The sequence below is a fragment of the Dyadobacter sp. BE31 genome, assembly GCF_031457695.1.
In the GTDB taxonomy this organism is placed as follows: domain Bacteria; phylum Bacteroidota; class Bacteroidia; order Cytophagales; family Spirosomataceae; genus Dyadobacter.
This window is the reverse complement of sequence record NZ_JAVDXA010000006.1, coordinates 452,667-468,249: the sequence shown is the minus strand read 5'-3', so window position 1 is coordinate 468,249 and position 15,583 is coordinate 452,667. Positions and strand designations below refer to the sequence as shown.

Here is a 15,583-nt window from a genome sequence, read left to right as displayed (position 1 = left end):
GACGACTGGGTCTATTGAGAGATTAACATTTTTTGTACAAAAGAACGTTTCCCATCGGTAGCCTTAAAGATATAAATTCCCTGACTCAGATGGCCAACAGGTGCCGATTGCTGATCACGCGCAGGCGCCAGAGAATGCACCAGGTTCCCTCCGGTGCTGTAAACTTCGATCTTTTTGAGCGATTTGTTATTCCAGCGCACTTCGCCCCTGGCCGGATTGGGGTAAAAAACCGCATTGATCTGATCGGCTGGCTCATTACCGGTGATAATCCCTTGCGCCTTTTTGCCAAGGTACGGCCGGATCATGATCGAGCCTTTCAGCGATGTTTCCTTCGCCCATTCAGTTCCCAGATTATAATACACCGCATTCCTGCCCAAAAGTGAATTTCGGTCGAAACCTACCGTCACCGGCTGATCGTTGATCTGCAACCAGCCTACGTAGAAGGTATCCGCCACCGCAACCGGGGTAGCAAATGCATAATCGATAAAACCATCACGAGCTGCCGGGTAACGCACGGCTACCGACCGCTGGGCAATCACTTGGTCAGGCTTGCCGCCTTTGCTGCTGTAAATCTGAATCGTAAAACCCTGTCCTGAAATATCCTTGTTGAATGAAACCATCGACATCCGTACCCCGCCGATTGTATCTGCCTTGGCAAGCACATATTGCACGGCAACACGTCCAAGTTTCTGATTCACCTGCACGCCATATTCGGCACTGCCGTCGTCATAGGCGAAGTAATCCGTCAATGCGGCTTTCGCGGTGATGGTATCGTTCGTTTTGAGGTTCGCTCCGGGGATGGTATCAGTTGTGGCGATGAAGAATTTACTGATCAAATGCAGGCTGTCGATCAGCGCGGCTGGATTGACCGGCGCTATTTTAGCCCGCAATACCTGCGACTTCAATGATTCAACAACGATAGAGCGCTGCACATTGCGTACAAACTCGGTCCCCCGCTGCGCGTCCGTGAGCGTGTAGGTACTCGTGAGGACGTTGAAGTTGTTGAAATGGTTGACAACATCGGTTTTGACAGAATCCGCAGTCGCCCCGGCCGGGTTGATACGATACTGACGCAGGGGCATTGCGGTATACTTTTTCAGGATATTCGAGACCGGCTTCCGCATAGCCACGTCGAACAGATACGGCTGCCTGACCGATCGTTTGGAATTCAGATAGACATAATCCAGATGCCAGGTATCATAAGGCCCTGAACTCCTGCCATAAGACCTGAAACGGAATTGGAATGCATCGTGCAGATAGCCCGCGTCCTTAATAGAAACAAATTGTTGATGAAACAGCGTATCTACTTCATATCCCAGCTGCTGCCATACAGACACCCATTCCCCTGTTTTGTTGAGAAACTCCAACTGTAAAAAGTCGCTGGAATCCGGCAATTCGCCCAAGCCTTTCGCCGCCCAGTAAAAACTGAGGTAAACGGAATCGGCGGCGACTTTGCGATTGAGATTAACCGGCTGTGAAGTAAGCGTATCGGTATATCCCTGTACCAATGGGTTCACCAGGTTATAGGGAATACCTTTGGCATTCAAGCCGTCGAACGTAGCTACATTGACCGACGGGTGCGAATTGGTGAGTGTATTATTGATATAAACCCCGCTCCCCGGCATCCAGTATTTGCTGCTGGGTGCAAGGGTTTTGGTAGTCGAAAAATCATCAAAAAAAGGCAGGCTCAACGAAGCCTGGGTACGGAGGTTCTGCGCTTCCGGTTCATCGTCTGCATGACTGTACCTGGCCTGATCGATCGGCACGATGCGTAACTGCGCGCGCGCAACCTGGCTTTGTACCATGGCCAGCACACAAACCCAAATAAAAATCCTGTGTGTGAAGAATTTTTTACTGCTCCGGTTGATTCCCATTATCCGTCGATTCAGGCGCCTGCGGGGTTACCCACAAGTCGATTACGTCCCCTATTCTTACCTTATTACCCGCGTCGGGGTTCTGGCGCACGATCGAGCCTGCTGCCTGGCCTTCCTCGGCCGGCACTTCCATTACCTGACCTACTTTCAGCCCCGCTCCCACGATCGCTATTTTAGCTTCATCCAAAGGCATTCCGATCACCGATGGCGCCTCAAATTGTGCCGTCCCCAGCCCTTCGCCCAATTCCAGATCGATTTTCGTACCCTTCGCGATCGGCTGGCCCGGCAGGATTTCTTTACCATTATATAGCTGCCTCAAAACCGCATTTTGCGCCATGTCCGGAACGTAAGAAATATTTCCTTCTTCCAATCCTACACTTTTGAGCAACATCTGCGCGCTACGGTGCGTCATATCCGTCAGCTTCGGCATTTTGATCAGCGGCGCGGTGCGGGAAACTACTGTAACATAAATTTTCCGTCCCTCTTTCACTTTTGAACCCGGCAATGGATATTGGGAGATGATCGTCAGCGCCGGCACATTGGTCACAAACGTACAGTCGACCTCATAACGCAGGTCGCGGTCGCCGAGAAAGTCATCGAGATCCTCTACACTCTTCTTTTTCAGGTCCGGCACGGTGATCGCTTCACCATGATTGGTTGTAAAAGGGAGGTAAACGAAGAAAAACCCCAGAAAAAGGACCAAAAGCAGCGAGACAATGATTCCGATGTGTATGAAAAGATCAGTTCTGGACTGTGTACTTATTTTGGCCATGAATGTATTGGATGGGCTTTGGGTATTATAAACGGGTAAAAATAAACGTAATATTCCAAGATGCCAATATGCTAAACCGCATACGAACCGAGAATTCTCTTGATGTATTTACCCAGAATATCAAATTCGAGGTTCACCGTATCTCCCGCATTTAACGAATGGAAATTGGTAAAGTTATAGGTGTAAGGGATAATCGCAACCCTGAATGTATTTTCTCCCGAGTTGAAAACCGTGAGGCTCACGCCGTTAATGCAAATCGATCCCTTTTCGACGGTAATATTGCCGGTTGAAGCATTATACTCGAAATCGAACAGCCAGCTGCCGTCGCGCTCCTGCACCTGCGTACAGGTAGCGGTCTGGTCCACGTGCCCCTGCACGATATGCCCGTCGAAACGGCCGTTGGCAGGCATGCACCGTTCCAGATTCACCTTGCTGCCCGGTGTGAGGTCGCCCAGGTTGGTTTTCAACAGGGTTTCTTCGATGGCTGTTACCTTATACTGGTCGCCGTCCGTTGCCACTACCGTAAGGCAAACGCCGTTATGGCTCACACTCTGATCTATTTTAAACTCGTTGGCAATGGCCGACCGGAAAGTGAAGGTTTTATTGGTCCCTTCCGTGTCGACATTCACCACTTCCGCGATGGCTTCTACGATTCCTGTAAACATTTTAATATCGGATTATAATGCAAAGTTACAATTTCCTAACCGCTCTCCTATTGCACAAAATTCCCATCAACACCATTATTCGTGTCCAACTGCTTTTCAATTAGGCATTCTTTGCGAACTTTGCGGGAAAATAAGCATTGCGTTAATGAAAAAAGTCCTATTTATCGATCGCGACGGTACGATCATCGTTGAGCCCCCCACCGATTTTCAGGTTGATTCCCTGGAAAAGCTCGAATTCCTGCCCAAAGCCATTTCCGCATTGCGCAAAATCGCGGATGAAACCGATTATGAACTGGTGATGGTGACCAACCAAGACGGCCTCGGCACCGACTCTTTCCCCGAAGACACTTTCTGGCCGGCTCAAAACAAGATGGTCAAAACGCTGGAAGGCGAGGACATCCGTTTCGCGGACGTGCATATCGACCGCAGCTTTCCGGAAGACAACCTTCCTACCCGTAAACCGGGCATCGGAATGCTCACTGCTTATTTCTCGAATGAATATGACCTGGCTAACAGCTACGTGATCGGCGATCGCCTGACCGACGTGCAATTGGCCGTGAACCTGGGCGCAAAAGCCATCCTTTTCCGTTCGGAACTGCCGGAAGAAGGTATTACCGACCAGATGAACGAGACCACGGCATTGGTTACCAGCGACTGGGATGCTATTTATGAGCATTTAAAACTCCCTTCCCGCAAAGCTTCTGTCGAAAGAAATACCAAGGAAACCCAGATTAAGGTAGAATTGAACCTGGACGGCAGCGGCCGCTCGGACATTCATACCGGCCTCGGTTTCTTCGATCACATGCTCGACCAGCTCGCCCGCCATTCAGGTGCCGATTTGTCGATCCACGTCGAAGGCGACTTGCATATTGATGAGCACCATACGATCGAAGATACCGCCCTCGCGTTAGGCGAAGCTTACCGTCAGGCAATTGGTGACAAACGGGGAATCAGCCGGTACGGCTTCCTTTTACCCATGGATGAAGCCCTTGCACAGGTGGCGATCGATTTCTCGGGCCGCCCGTGGATCGTGTGGGATGCAGAGTTCAAAAGAGAGAAAATCGGGGAAATGCCGACCGAGATGTTTTTCCACTTTTTCAAGTCATTCTCAGATACTTCGCTATCCAACCTGAACATCAAGGTCGAAGGCGATAACGAGCACCACAAGATCGAATCGATTTTCAAAGCATTTGCGAAAGCGATCAAAATGGCTGTAAAACGCGACCTTAAAGCGCTGGATTTCATGCCATCGACCAAAGGAGTGCTTTAATTTTTCGCTGACAAAGCGTCGTTCTGGCATTTTTTAGCTATTTTTGCTCATCCTACTTTGCATTATAATCGAGTACAACTATGATGATGACCATTGTTATGATTGCTTTCTATGTCGTTCTGCTGAGCTCGGCGTTCCTGGTTGGGCGTTGGTTGGAGAACAATGAAAAGCAATGGAAAGCGAATAAGTAAGGGTTGTTGATACGACCCTTTTTTTATTCTTCGGGTTGAATGCTTTGCAGAAAATTCAATCCGGAGCCACACTAAAAAGTGCCCTACTGAACGTTTTAGACGCGTTGAGTGTTAACTTGGTTCTTAAAAAACTGTTTTTCCGTGTTCAGAACACTTTGTCTCATACTGCTTACGGCCTTCCTCATCTGTAAAGCCACAGATGTTGCCAGTCTGCTGCTGGCCAAGGAAAAGGCATCTGTGGTTTGTGAGTCAGGAACCTGCGACAATGAGGAAAAAACAGAGGTCGAAAAGCTGAACGACGACCAACTCCTGATTTCACATAGCGTACATTTTGACCGATCTGTAACGCTTATCCCGGTCAAAAGCTCATTCTTCTATACTGCGAATTTCGATAACGAGATTTACCGCAACCTGCTCTCTCCGCCTCCGGAGCTAATCTGATTTCTTTGATCCAAAATTATCTGGGTTCGTTGCCATCGTAACGCGATGCGGTATTTCCGTGTCCCTGCGTGCATGTTCCTCTATTATTCATCCATTATTCTAATCAAGAAATCATGATAAGGGCTTATAATCAGTTATTTGAAAACAACAAAAAGTGGGCAGAAGAAACAACTAAGGAAAACCCCGAATTCTTCTCGAATCTGGCAAAAGGACAAGCCCCGAAGTTCCTCTGGATCGGCTGCTCCGACAGCCGCGTACCCGCTAACCAGCTCACCGGCACCCAACCAGGTGATATTTTCGTGCACCGCAATATTGCTAACATGGTGATCCACACGGACATCAGCATGCTAAGCGTACTCGACTACTCTGTGAATGTACTCGGCGTGGAACATATTCTCGTATGCGGGCACTACGGCTGCGGCGGGGTGATCACCGCAATGGGTAACAAGCAGGTAGGTCTGATCGACAACTGGTTGCGCCACATCAAAGACGTGTATCGCCTGCACGCACAGGAACTGAATGCGATTGAAGACCCGCAAGAGAGGGCCAATCGCTTCGTGGAGATCAACGTTCAGGAGCAGGTGCGCGACCTTGCCAAAACCACCATCGTACAAACCGCCTGGGCGAATGGTAAAAGGCTGCAACTGCACGGCATGGTCTACGACATCAGCAATGGCATTCTGAAAGACCTGGACGTGACCATCGACGCCAGCAACTTTGCCGACGACGTATACCGTCTCGAAATACCGCAGCTGGTCTGATCAGCGGTTCTGCATTCCGAGTAGTCCAATTTTTGATCCTTATTGAATCAATCGTATGTCATTGAATAATAAAAGTTTGTTCGCCAATATCAAATACGATTTACCTGCCGGGCTTGTCGTATCCCTGGTAGCGCTGCCGTTATGCCTCGGTATTGCGCTGGCCTCGACCGGGCGCTCCGATCTTCTTTTTTCGGGTGTTATTGCCGGTATCGTAGGCGGAATCGTAGTAGGCTCGCTGAGCGGCTCCTCCCTGGGTGTGGCAGGTCCGGCAGCGGGTCTGGTTGTGATTGTACTCAATGCGCTCGATACCCTGGGCAGCTTCGAAGCATTTTTGCTGGCCGTAGTGCTGGCGGGTGCTCTGCAAATAATCGCCGGTTTCCTCAAAGCCGGTATTATCGGTTACTATTTCCCTTCGTCGGTGATCAAGGGAATGCTCGCAGCCATTGGTATTACACTTATTTTAAAGGAGATACCGCACGCATTCGGCTACGATGCCGATTTCATGGGCGACGAAGCCTTTGCACAGAAGGATGGCCGCAATACCTTCACGGAGGTTTGGTACTCGTTCAGATATAACAGCACGGGGGCCATCATCATTTCAGCAATTTCGCTCGCGATGCTGATCCTGTTCGATAAGCCGTTCATGAAGCGCATTCAGCTTTTCAGGTATATTCCGGGTGCTTTATTCGTGGTCATAACGGGCGTTATCCTCAATCTCGTGTTCGGCGCCGCAGCGCCGCAATGGGTTTTGAGCGGCGAGCATATGGTGCAGCTCCCGGTTGCTTCGAGCGCGCAGGAGTTTTTTAGTTTCTTTAAAACACCTGATTTCTCCGCATTCAACAAACCCGAAGTTTACACCGTGGCAGTAACCCTGGCTATTGTTGCCAGCCTTGAAACGCTGCTTTCCGTGGAAGCGACCGACCGTCTTGACCCGTTCAAGCGCACCACGCCTACGAACCGCGAGCTCATGGCGCAGGGTACCGGCAACATGATTTCCGGCTTATTGGGCGGCTTGCCTGTAACGCAGGTAATCGTCCGCAGCTCGGCCAATATCGATTCCGGTGGCAGAACCAGGCTCAGTACCATCATTCACGGTACCATTCTGCTTATTTCGGCGGTGTTTATTGCCAAATACCTTAACTACATCCCGCTTGCGTCGCTCGCAGCGATATTACTGATGGTAGGGTATAAACTGGCCAAATTCGAGTTGTTTAAAGGAATGTACAAGCTCGGTCTCGAACAGTTCATTCCGTTTGTAGTGACCATCATCGCGATCCTGAGCACCGATTTGCTCAAAGGTATCGGTATCGGAATGGTAGTGGCGATCTATTTCATCCTGAAAAAGAATCACAAACATTCTTACCACTATATCAAAGAAGAACACCGCGACGGCGATGTGATCACGCTTTTGCTTTCGGAGGAAGTTACATTCCTGAACAAGGGAAGCATCAGCGCGACGCTCGACAACCTGCCCGACGGCGCTACTGTGGTGATCGACGGTTCCAAATCGATGAACATCGATTACGACGTGCTCGAAATCATCCAGGACTTCAAAAAACACCAGGCGCCGCTCCGCAATATCTCCGTCGAAACACGGGGAGTGGGCGAAGTGGAAGCCGTGGGAGCTCATTAGCATAACCTGTTTCATAAAGAAGGCCCGCCTCCGTAGGAAGCGGGCCTTTCTGTTTGTAATAAATCGACAAGCAGGCTAACTTAATTCTTTTGCTTCAACCGCTGGATCAGCATGTCGTTGAATGTACGTTCAGCTTTGTACAATTCGATCACTTGGTTCGCTGTAATCACCTTTAAAAACTTGTTCTGATATTCCTTTTCCAGATCGAGCTCTTTCTGGCGAAGCTCCTGAACTTCTTTCAAATTGTCCAGCACGGCCTCGTCGTTCTGGCCTTCTGCCTTTTTATCGTTGATGATCTTGCGCTGCGCCCGGTGTATTTCCCTTCTTTTCTGGGAATATTCGTTATACATCGGCCAGAAACCGGTGGATTGCTCCGGCGTCAGGTTGAGGCGATTGGTGATGATCGCCACCTTGGCGTCCTGGATCTTCTTTATTTCTTCCTCGGAACGACGCTGTGCCTGAGCTGCCGTGGATGCAACCCCGATGAATAGGAGCAAAAGAGCAAAAGTGTTCCGATACCGTTTGAATTCAATTTGTAAGTTCATTTCGATTGTTCGTTAGGGTCAAATCTTCTCCGGGGCAACCATAGCTTCCTCCAACTGCTGGCGAAGAACATCGTCTTCCAGGCCGTCGAGGTAATTCAGCACCGTCGAATCGGATTCGAATGCTTTCTGAACCACCTTATGTTCGCTTAGATCGTAATAACTGATGTCCTGGTCTTCCAGGTAGCTAATGATAGAGGCGTTACTGATGTCGCTCAAAGGCTCCTGCCCAAGCGATCCCTGGCGTTCCGGTACCGTTACCCACACCAGCACGAGAATCAGTGCCGATGCTGCCGCCAATCCGACAGAACGTTGCCACGACCAGCTTACGAGGGGTTTACGGACGGGCTCCGCGGGGATCCGGGCCTGGATCATTTGCGGCAGCTTGTCAAAATAACCTTCCGGCACGGAAAAGGGCGTCTCCCTCTTCAGATCATCCAGCCGTATACGTTTTTTGTCCATGATTATTTATATTTCCTGTCTTGTGAAGGTTTGACCAATGTGAATGCAAATAGTTTAATCCGTGTCGTTCAAAAAATCCTCAATTTTTTTCGAAGCCCAATGATATGAGGCTTTTAACGCTCCTACCGACGTTCCGGTGATTTCCGAAATCTCTTCGTAGGGTAAATCTTCAAAATATTTCAGGTTAAATACCAAACGTTGCTTTTCTGGTAATTTTAATAATGCCTTCTGCAATTTCAGCTGAATGGCGTCACCGCTCACGTCAGGGTCGGCTTCCAGTTTTTCGCTCAGCTCATTCTCGACGTCGTAAATCGGGATGAAGTATTTCCGCCGCTTTGTATTGAGAAAATTGATGGCTTCGTTGCTCGCAATGCGGTACAGCCAGGTGTACAGCTTGGCATCGCCGCGGAAGTTTTCCAGCGCACTCCATGCCTTGATAAATACATCCTGGGTAATGTCATTGGCATCATCATGATCGACCACCATCTTCCTTACCAGCCAATATACTTTTTGCTGGTACTTCCGCACCAGCTGATTGAAAGCGTTCCTTCGCGTTTCGAGATTTTCAAAAAGGGATAATAATTCTTCGTCGGACATTTAATCAGTATTAACCTGATCGTTTTTTACAGGGGAAATCCGCGTGACCAATAATTGTACCGGAGCCCGAAGTCAACGCCGATCAATAATAGTTTATTTTTTTGTGCAGGACAAATAAAAGAGCTCTGAGAATGCAAAAATGGCTTTTTGCATTCTCAGAGCTCAATTGATTCTATTCTATTGATTAATCTGATTTGATAAATATTCAGATTTGATCAATCTAATCTAATCTCTAATCAATTCCCGTCGACTTAAGTCGACGGCAAGGCGATGCATTCTTTTGTGAGATGTCTTGATGACATTCGGCACTCCATAATGCAACATGCTTTTTAATCCGATTGCCGTCGACTTAAGTCGACGGCAAAGTGATGCATTTTTTGCAGGATGTCATGATGCGCTGTGGCAGATGACAATGCAGGATGTTATTTTCTTGCGATCGCTCTTTTTGCGGCTTCTACGATGTGTTTCGCATCCAAGCCATATTTTTGGAGCAATTGCGCTGGCGTACCGCTTTCTCCGAAGCTGTCGTTTACAGCTACGTATTCCTGCGGAACGAGTTTGTTTTTAACCAGAACCTGCGCCACGCTGTCGCCCAAACCACCAATGCGGTTGTGCTCCTCAGCTGTTACTACGCAACCTGTTTTTTCAACCGATTTCAGGATCGCTTCTTCGTCCAACGGCTTAATGGTGTGGATATTGATGATCTCCGCATTGATACCCTCGGCTTCGAGGATTTCGCCAGCCTGGATCGCCTCCCATACCATGTGGCCGGTAGCGATGATACTCACGTCGGTACCTTCGTTTACCATCCATGCTTTACCGATTTCGAACTTCTGGTCAGCATCAGTGAAAACAGGGATTACCGGACGACCAAAACGCAGGTAAACCGGTCCGTCGTGATCTGCAATGGCGATGGTAGCCGCTTTGGTTTGGTTGTAATCGCAAGGATTGATAACGGTCATGCCCGGAAGCATTTTCATCATACCGATGTCTTCGAGGATCTGGTGGGTAGCACCGTCTTCTCCCAAAGTCAAACCTGCGTGTGAAGCACAGATTTTCACATTTTTGTTAGAATACGCTACGCTCTGGCGGATCTGGTCATACACACGGCCAGTCGCGAAGTTCGCGAAAGTAGTAGCGAAAGGAATTTTGCCTCCGATGGTCAAACCGGCAGAAACACCGATCATGTTAGCCTCGGAAATACCGCATTGGATAAAACGCTCAGGGTTTTCTTTGATGAACGGTTCGAGTTTCAAAGAACCCACGAGGTCGGCGCAAAGCGCTACGACGTTGGGATTTTGCTGCCCCAGCACGTGCATTCCGGCACCGAAGCCCGAACGCGTATCTTTCTTCTCAGTGAAGGTGTATTTTTTCATTTTGAATATGTCTGTTTTATGAAACCGCGTGGTTGCCACGCCGATCCGGATATTAATAATCTCCCAAAGTTTCGTCAAGCTGAGCCAGTGCCGCCGCCAACTGCTCGTCGTTAGGCGCTACACCGTGCCATTTGTGGCTGCCCATCATGAAGTCAACGCCATAGCCCATGCCGGTGTGGAGCAATACCATGATCGGTCTGCCATGTCCCAAACGGCCTTTGGCTTCGTACAGGCCTTTCGTCACTGCCGCCATGTCGTTTCCTTCCTCGATAGAGATTACTTCCCATCCGAATGCTTCATATTTGGCACCCAGGTCGCGGTTGTTCATTACCTTGACAGTCGGGCCATCGATTTGCTGGCCGTTCAGGTCAATGAATGCGATCAGGTTATCCACCTGGTGGTGCGGTGCGAAAGTAGCGGCTTCCCAAACCTGGCCTTCCTGCTGCTCGCCATCGCCCATCAGTACATATACGATTCCTTTGTCGTTGTTCAATTTCTTTGCTGTTGCCGCGCCCAGTGCTACCGACAATCCCTGGCCCAATGAGCCCGACGCGATACGGATACCTTCGAGGTGCTCGTGCGTGGTAGGGTGTCCCTGCAGACGTGAATCCAGCTTACGGAAAGTAGCCAGCTCCGATACGGGGAAATACCCTCTGCGTGCCAACACGCTGTACCATACCGGGGAAATGTGGCCGTTCGAAAGGAAGAAAAGGTCTTCGTCCTTGCCATCCATGTCGAATACAACCTTACCATCGTTTTCTTTAAGCTTCATGCGCTCAAAGTACAATGCTACCAACAATTCGGTGCAACCCAGCGACCCGCCAGGGTGTCCCGACTGACAACCATGTACCATTCGTACGATGTCCCTGCGAACCTGGGATGCTACTTTTTCTAATTGTTCAATTTCCATTTTCATTTATTTTCTATTGGACTGTCCTTAATCGGGTTACCCGAAGCGGGACGATTTAGGCGGCGTAAATGTCCTGCAATTCGGAATGGTAAAATGACTGATTATTATTCAGTTTTTCCAAGAATTTGATCAGTGTGTTTCGACGATTCCACTTTGGAAATAATCTCTTCAATGATCCCCTTTTTGTTGATGACGAAGGTCGTGCGGAGTACACCCATATAGGTGCGCCCGAACATTGTTTTTTCTCCCCAGACGCCGTAAGCTTCTACCATTTGATGCTCCGTGTCGGCGAGCAAGGGGAATGGGAGGTTATGTTTTTTGATAAACCGCTGGTGCGATTTTTCGCTGTCGGGGCTCACCCCGAATACCTTGTAGCCTTTTTTCAGGAGCGCCCCGTAGTTATCACGGATATTGCAGGCCTGATTGGTGCAGGTAGGTGTGTTATCTTTGGGATAAAAGTACAAAACAACTTTCTCTCCTTTCAAATCCGACAGCTTTACTAGGTTTCCATCCTGATCTTTTACTGAAAATGCGGGTGCGGGGTCACCGACTTGTAGTCCCATAATCTATCTTCTACGTTTTTTGGTTTTCTTAGGTTTAACAACCAGGTCTACCAATTCTGTTCGCAAGATAGTACTATTTCCCGCCCTATCCGTCACTTCCAACACGAGTTCTCCTTCAAATGGCTGGCTATCATCCAGTTTTTCCGACCATATATAGCCCTTTTTAAAATCGTAATTCAGCAAAACCCATTCACCATTCACCAGCGCTTTGAAATTGGCAATCCCCGACAGCCCGTCGCCCACATACCCGCGTATGCGATGCTTGCTATGTTCCACCAGGCGCGCCCGTGGCGGAACGGTATCCTCCTGGATCACAAAAGTGCCCAGCTCGCGGGTATCAAAGCGGATCAGGTCTCCGTCCCATTTGCCGCCCAGGAACCGGTAATCACCGTTCAGGTAGCGGTACACATACGTGCGCGATTTGTCTTCGGGCGCTTTCTCGGGTGTGAACGTGACGTGAATGTAATCGTTCAATGCCGTTCCGCGATTGTTAATGGTCAATGCATTGAAATTGCGCTGGCCCATTAAAAACAGCGTATCGAAAAGACTGGTGTTATCCAGGTCCACCGACCATTTCGCGTCCTTGAATGACGACGCAACGCCTGGCAGCACCTGACTGCGCAGGAAAGTCTTGACAGTAGTAGTGCCCACTTTCACCGAATCCGGCATTTCTTTCCTCAAATCAGTGAGAAAAATAGCCGATTCTCCGGCATATAGGTTCGGCACTTTCCTTTCGGGTTTCCCTTTAATATAAAAAGTCGCGAATGGGTCCTGGCTGCGGTAATACTTCGCTTTTACTACCAATGTGTTCTCCCGTATCTCAGTCTGCACATATTCCGGATTCACTTCGGTGTTGAATGCAGGAAGCGGCGGGTTTTGCAGTTCGCCCTTGATCGTGAATATCAGCTCGGAGAAGTTTTCGTAAGAATCCGAGATCCTCACTTTCACTTCATGACTCAGCGTATCGGCAATATTGAGCTTGCCGTTGATCGCATTGGTTTTATATAAATTGAATTGATTCCCGTCGGGAACGTAGCATTTCAGGAAACGCTGCCCCGTCGCCTGCTCTGTTTCATAGTCGATCAGGTTGTTATAATCCCGGGTTGAGGCGTTTGGAAAAACTTCGATATTGTAGGAAAACACTTCCTGTCCGTCCATCTTAATCTCTATGCATTGCAAACCATAGCGAAAACCGGTGCCGGTCATCTGATCGAATGCAATGAGGTCGAGGCCGACAATCCCAGTCGCGGAAACCGGCTCAGCCAAACGCCAGGTACCATCTTTCAATTTGACAGGCGTGTAAACCCGGCGATCAAACTGTCCGTTCACCCGCCCGTTAATATCCATCGGCCTGATCGCCAGGTTCACGAATTTCGGAGGCGTAACGTCTTTGATTTCATTAAAACCAAAATACAACGGATTCAGGTAATTGTCCTTGGAATCCCGTACTTCGAAATGTAAATGCGGCCCGGCCGAACCGCCCGTATTGCCCGACAATGCGATTACCTCGCCTTTCTTGAATGTAAACTGGCCCGCTTCCGGAAAAAGGTCAATTTCAAATGTCTGCTTTTTATATTGCTCCTGCCGCACCCATGACGCCAGCGGATCGCTGAATTTCAGCAAATGGCCATACACCGTCGTTTGTCCATTCGGGTGGCGGAGATAAATTACGTTGCCGTAACCTGTGCGCTGAACCGCCACTTTATAAACATACCCTTCGGCCGCGGCGTACACAGGCAAGCCTTCGCGTTGTTGCGTACGGATATCCAGGCCCGCATGGAAGTGGTTGCTCCGCAAATCGCCGAGACCGCCCGCCAGTGAATTAGGCAAACCCGGACGGATCGGAAACTGATAATAACCTTTCGGATAGGATTGTTTTTGAGCCAATGCTCCCCCCGCAATACCTGCCAACCCCAATACAAACAACCCTGAACGGACAAATGCCCGAAAATAATGACGCATGAAAAAGTGCTTGAATAGTCGGTACAACTACCGTGTGATATGACGAGTACGGTTTACTTAACGAACAGTTCGAGCATCTTCTTGCCTTCGATAGAGGCCGTCAGCTTATCGCCGATCTGCACCGGGCCGACACCCTTTGGTGTGCCTGTGAAGATGAGGTCGCCCGTTTTGAGCATGAAATATTTGGAAACAAAAGAGATCAGGTAATTGATGCGGTAGATCATCATCGACGAGTTGCCGTTCTGCCGCGTCTCGCCATTCACATCCAGACTAAAATTGATGTCCTGAATATCCGCAAAGTCCGACACCGGCACGAAGTCCGACACCGGTGCAGAGCCATTAAAGGCCTTGGCAAGCTCCCATGGCAACCCTTTTGCTTTCAGTTCGGATTGCAGGTCGCGGGCCGTGAAGTCCACGCCTATTCCGATTTCACTGTAATATCTATGAGCGAATTTTTCCTCGATGTTTTTCCCAGCCCGATTGATTTTCACGACCAGTTCGACTTCGTAATGAACGTCTTTTGAAAATTCGGGGTAATAAAAATCCTCGCCGGGACGAAGCTGTGCGGTTTCAGGTTTCAGAAATATAACCGGGGAATCGGGCGTCTGGTTGTTCAGTTCGGCAATATGCTCTGCGTAATTCCGGCCTACACAAATAATTTTCATCAGGGGTCAAATGCTAATTTAAAAGGAATGAACGTCAGGGACAAAGCTACTTACAAAGCGGGGGCCTCACAATATTTGTCACAATTTTTCAGACCTAATGCAGTTAAAATAGTAAACACATTAATTGCTATTTTTGAAAAAGTATCAGGCCAATTTCGCTTACGCATGAAGAAGTACCTTTCCCAATCCCTTTCCTGCACGATTTTCATCTTCCTGATCACCACGTTGCTTTCCTGCGAAGTATTCCGGACAACGCCCGAAAGAAACACCTCTTCCCGAGGATCTTCGTCCCGCGGGCGCACGTCAGCTACCCGCCGCCCGCCTGCCCGCAAGCCCGTAGCAAAGGCCCCGGTGAGGAAACCATCTAGCAACAAACCTGCGCCCGCCCGAACCGCCGCGACTTACTCTCGCCCTGGTGACGCCAATACCGAGAACGTCCCGCAAGTGGTGCAAATCGCCCGGACTTACACCGGTACGCCTTACCGTTCCGGCGGTAACGACAAACAAGGCATCGACTGCTCAGGCCTCATTTGCCAGGTCTATTCCGAAATGGGCGTAAAAGTCCCCCGCATTTCGTGGCAGCAATCGGAGTTCGGACAGGAAGTGGGCAGTGTAGAGGAGATTAAAGCGGGCGACTGGCTATTCTTTGTCCCCGAGGCGGGTAAGGAAGGTTATGTTTCGCATGCGGGTATCGTCACCGATGTACGCGGGCGCGACGAGATCATATTCATCCACGCTTCCACCTCTCGCGGTGTGCGTGAGGACAATCTGTTTTCGACTTATTTCAAAGGCCGTTTCGTGAAAGCCATGCGCCCTTTCTGAGCCTCGCAACCGTTTACGAATTTGCCTCATTAAAATAAACAACTATCATAGGGGTAGCGCGGAATCTGGTTGTCCTT

Annotated in this window: 16 protein-coding genes; 5 read left to right on the top strand and 11 right to left on the bottom strand. The window is 49.3% G+C overall.

The features are described from left to right. Positions 1-11 precede the first annotated feature (11 nt). The 3 genes from J2Y43_RS27535 to J2Y43_RS27525 form a co-directional block, all read right to left on the bottom strand. Entirely contained in the window at positions 12-1,874 is a 1,863-nt protein-coding gene (locus J2Y43_RS27535; RefSeq protein WP_309989252.1) for a T9SS type A sorting domain-containing protein, read from the bottom strand. Next, entirely contained in the window at positions 1,852-2,646 is a 795-nt protein-coding gene (locus tag J2Y43_RS27530; protein WP_309989257.1) for a PASTA domain-containing protein, read from the bottom strand. Before J2Y43_RS27530 ends, J2Y43_RS27535 begins: the two co-directional genes overlap by 23 nt. Before the next feature lie 71 nt (positions 2,647-2,717). Continuing rightward, entirely contained in the window at positions 2,718-3,311 is a 594-nt protein-coding gene (locus J2Y43_RS27525; protein ID WP_309989261.1) for a riboflavin synthase, read from the bottom strand. A gap of 145 nt (positions 3,312-3,456) precedes the next feature. On the opposite strand from J2Y43_RS27525, the gene hisB reads away from it, so the two are divergent. The 4 genes from hisB to J2Y43_RS27505 all read left to right on the top strand — a co-directional run bounded on the left by hisB (position 3,457) and on the right by J2Y43_RS27505 (position 7,607). Beyond that, entirely contained in the window at positions 3,457-4,581 is a 1,125-nt protein-coding gene (gene hisB / locus J2Y43_RS27520) for a bifunctional histidinol-phosphatase/imidazoleglycerol-phosphate dehydratase HisB (protein WP_223400253.1), read from the top strand. Between the two features lie 332 nt (positions 4,582-4,913). Beyond that, positions 4,914-5,213 (top strand): hypothetical protein, encoded by a 300-nt coding sequence (locus tag J2Y43_RS27515; RefSeq protein WP_291196068.1) that lies wholly within the window; start codon positions 4,914-4,916, stop codon positions 5,211-5,213. A 113-nt stretch (positions 5,214-5,326) separates the two neighbouring features. Beyond that, positions 5,327-5,974, top strand: coding sequence for a carbonate dehydratase (gene can, locus J2Y43_RS27510; protein ID WP_309989267.1), 648 nt, complete (start codon positions 5,327-5,329; stop codon positions 5,972-5,974). Between the two features lie 55 nt (positions 5,975-6,029). Then, positions 6,030-7,607 carry a SulP family inorganic anion transporter gene (locus J2Y43_RS27505; RefSeq protein WP_309989269.1) on the top strand — a complete coding sequence of 526 codons (1,578 nt, stop codon included), beginning with the start codon at positions 6,030-6,032 and terminating at the stop codon, positions 7,605-7,607. An 80-nt stretch (positions 7,608-7,687) separates the two neighbouring features. Here J2Y43_RS27505 and J2Y43_RS27500 read toward each other — a convergent pair whose 3' ends face one another. From J2Y43_RS27500 to J2Y43_RS27465, 8 genes are all read right to left on the bottom strand, one after another. Continuing rightward, complete coding sequence (locus J2Y43_RS27500; RefSeq protein ID WP_223400249.1) at positions 7,688-8,152, bottom strand: hypothetical protein; 465 nt, start codon at positions 8,150-8,152, stop codon at positions 7,688-7,690. Between the two features lie 18 nt (positions 8,153-8,170). Then, a complete protein-coding gene (locus tag J2Y43_RS27495; RefSeq protein ID WP_309989274.1) occupies positions 8,171-8,611 on the bottom strand; it encodes a hypothetical protein in 441 nt (146 codons plus the stop codon). Between the two features lie 54 nt (positions 8,612-8,665). Continuing rightward, positions 8,666-9,208, bottom strand: coding sequence for a sigma-70 family RNA polymerase sigma factor (locus J2Y43_RS27490; protein ID WP_309989277.1), 543 nt, complete (start codon positions 9,206-9,208; stop codon positions 8,666-8,668). A 422-nt stretch (positions 9,209-9,630) separates the two neighbouring features. Beyond that, positions 9,631-10,584 (bottom strand): transketolase family protein, encoded by a 954-nt coding sequence (locus tag J2Y43_RS27485; protein WP_309989281.1) that lies wholly within the window; start codon positions 10,582-10,584, stop codon positions 9,631-9,633. A 52-nt stretch (positions 10,585-10,636) separates the two neighbouring features. Continuing rightward, positions 10,637-11,494, bottom strand: coding sequence for a transketolase (locus J2Y43_RS27480; protein WP_223400246.1), 858 nt, complete (start codon positions 11,492-11,494; stop codon positions 10,637-10,639). Between the two features lie 104 nt (positions 11,495-11,598). Then, positions 11,599-12,057, bottom strand: a complete 459-nt coding sequence (gene bcp / locus J2Y43_RS27475) for a thioredoxin-dependent thiol peroxidase (RefSeq protein ID WP_309989283.1) — start codon at positions 12,055-12,057, stop codon at positions 11,599-11,601. 3 nt (positions 12,058-12,060) lie between these two features. Continuing rightward, complete coding sequence (locus J2Y43_RS27470; RefSeq protein WP_309989286.1) at positions 12,061-14,019, bottom strand: M23 family metallopeptidase; 1,959 nt, start codon at positions 14,017-14,019, stop codon at positions 12,061-12,063. Positions 14,020-14,072: 53 nt separating this feature from the next. Beyond that, positions 14,073-14,684, bottom strand: a complete 612-nt coding sequence (locus tag J2Y43_RS27465) for a fumarylacetoacetate hydrolase family protein (RefSeq protein WP_309989291.1) — start codon at positions 14,682-14,684, stop codon at positions 14,073-14,075. Between the two features lie 165 nt (positions 14,685-14,849). Between J2Y43_RS27465 and J2Y43_RS27460 the strand changes: the two genes are divergently transcribed. Continuing rightward, complete coding sequence (locus tag J2Y43_RS27460; RefSeq protein WP_309989294.1) at positions 14,850-15,506, top strand: C40 family peptidase; 657 nt, start codon at positions 14,850-14,852, stop codon at positions 15,504-15,506. Positions 15,507-15,583 lie beyond the last annotated feature (77 nt).

Bases quoted from the DNA above. Each gene is read 5' to 3' on its own strand.
- J2Y43_RS27470 (WP_309989286.1), bottom strand. From the start codon at position 14,019: ATGCGTCATTATTTTCGGGCATTTGTCCGTTCAGGGTTGTTTGTATTG.
- J2Y43_RS27535 (WP_309989252.1), bottom strand. From the start codon at position 1,874: ATGGGAATCAACCGGAGCAGTAAAAAATTCTTCACACACAGGATTTTT.
- bcp (WP_309989283.1), bottom strand. From the start codon at position 12,057: ATGGGACTACAAGTCGGTGACCCCGCACCCGCATTTTCAGTAAAAGAT.
- J2Y43_RS27505 (WP_309989269.1), top strand. From the start codon at position 6,030: ATGTCATTGAATAATAAAAGTTTGTTCGCCAATATCAAATACGATTTA.
- J2Y43_RS27530 (WP_309989257.1), bottom strand. From the start codon at position 2,646: ATGGCCAAAATAAGTACACAGTCCAGAACTGATCTTTTCATACACATC.
- J2Y43_RS27500 (WP_223400249.1), bottom strand. From the start codon at position 8,152: ATGAACTTACAAATTGAATTCAAACGGTATCGGAACACTTTTGCTCTT.
- J2Y43_RS27485 (WP_309989281.1), bottom strand. From the start codon at position 10,584: ATGAAAAAATACACCTTCACTGAGAAGAAAGATACGCGTTCGGGCTTC.
- J2Y43_RS27480 (WP_223400246.1), bottom strand. From the start codon at position 11,494: ATGGAAATTGAACAATTAGAAAAAGTAGCATCCCAGGTTCGCAGGGAC.
- hisB (WP_223400253.1), top strand. From the start codon at position 3,457: ATGAAAAAAGTCCTATTTATCGATCGCGACGGTACGATCATCGTTGAG.
- J2Y43_RS27490 (WP_309989277.1), bottom strand. From the start codon at position 9,208: ATGTCCGACGAAGAATTATTATCCCTTTTTGAAAATCTCGAAACGCGA.
- J2Y43_RS27460 (WP_309989294.1), top strand. From the start codon at position 14,850: ATGAAGAAGTACCTTTCCCAATCCCTTTCCTGCACGATTTTCATCTTC.
- J2Y43_RS27525 (WP_309989261.1), bottom strand. From the start codon at position 3,311: ATGTTTACAGGAATCGTAGAAGCCATCGCGGAAGTGGTGAATGTCGAC.
- J2Y43_RS27495 (WP_309989274.1), bottom strand. From the start codon at position 8,611: ATGGACAAAAAACGTATACGGCTGGATGATCTGAAGAGGGAGACGCCC.
- J2Y43_RS27465 (WP_309989291.1), bottom strand. From the start codon at position 14,684: ATGAAAATTATTTGTGTAGGCCGGAATTACGCAGAGCATATTGCCGAA.
- can (WP_309989267.1), top strand. From the start codon at position 5,327: ATGATAAGGGCTTATAATCAGTTATTTGAAAACAACAAAAAGTGGGCA.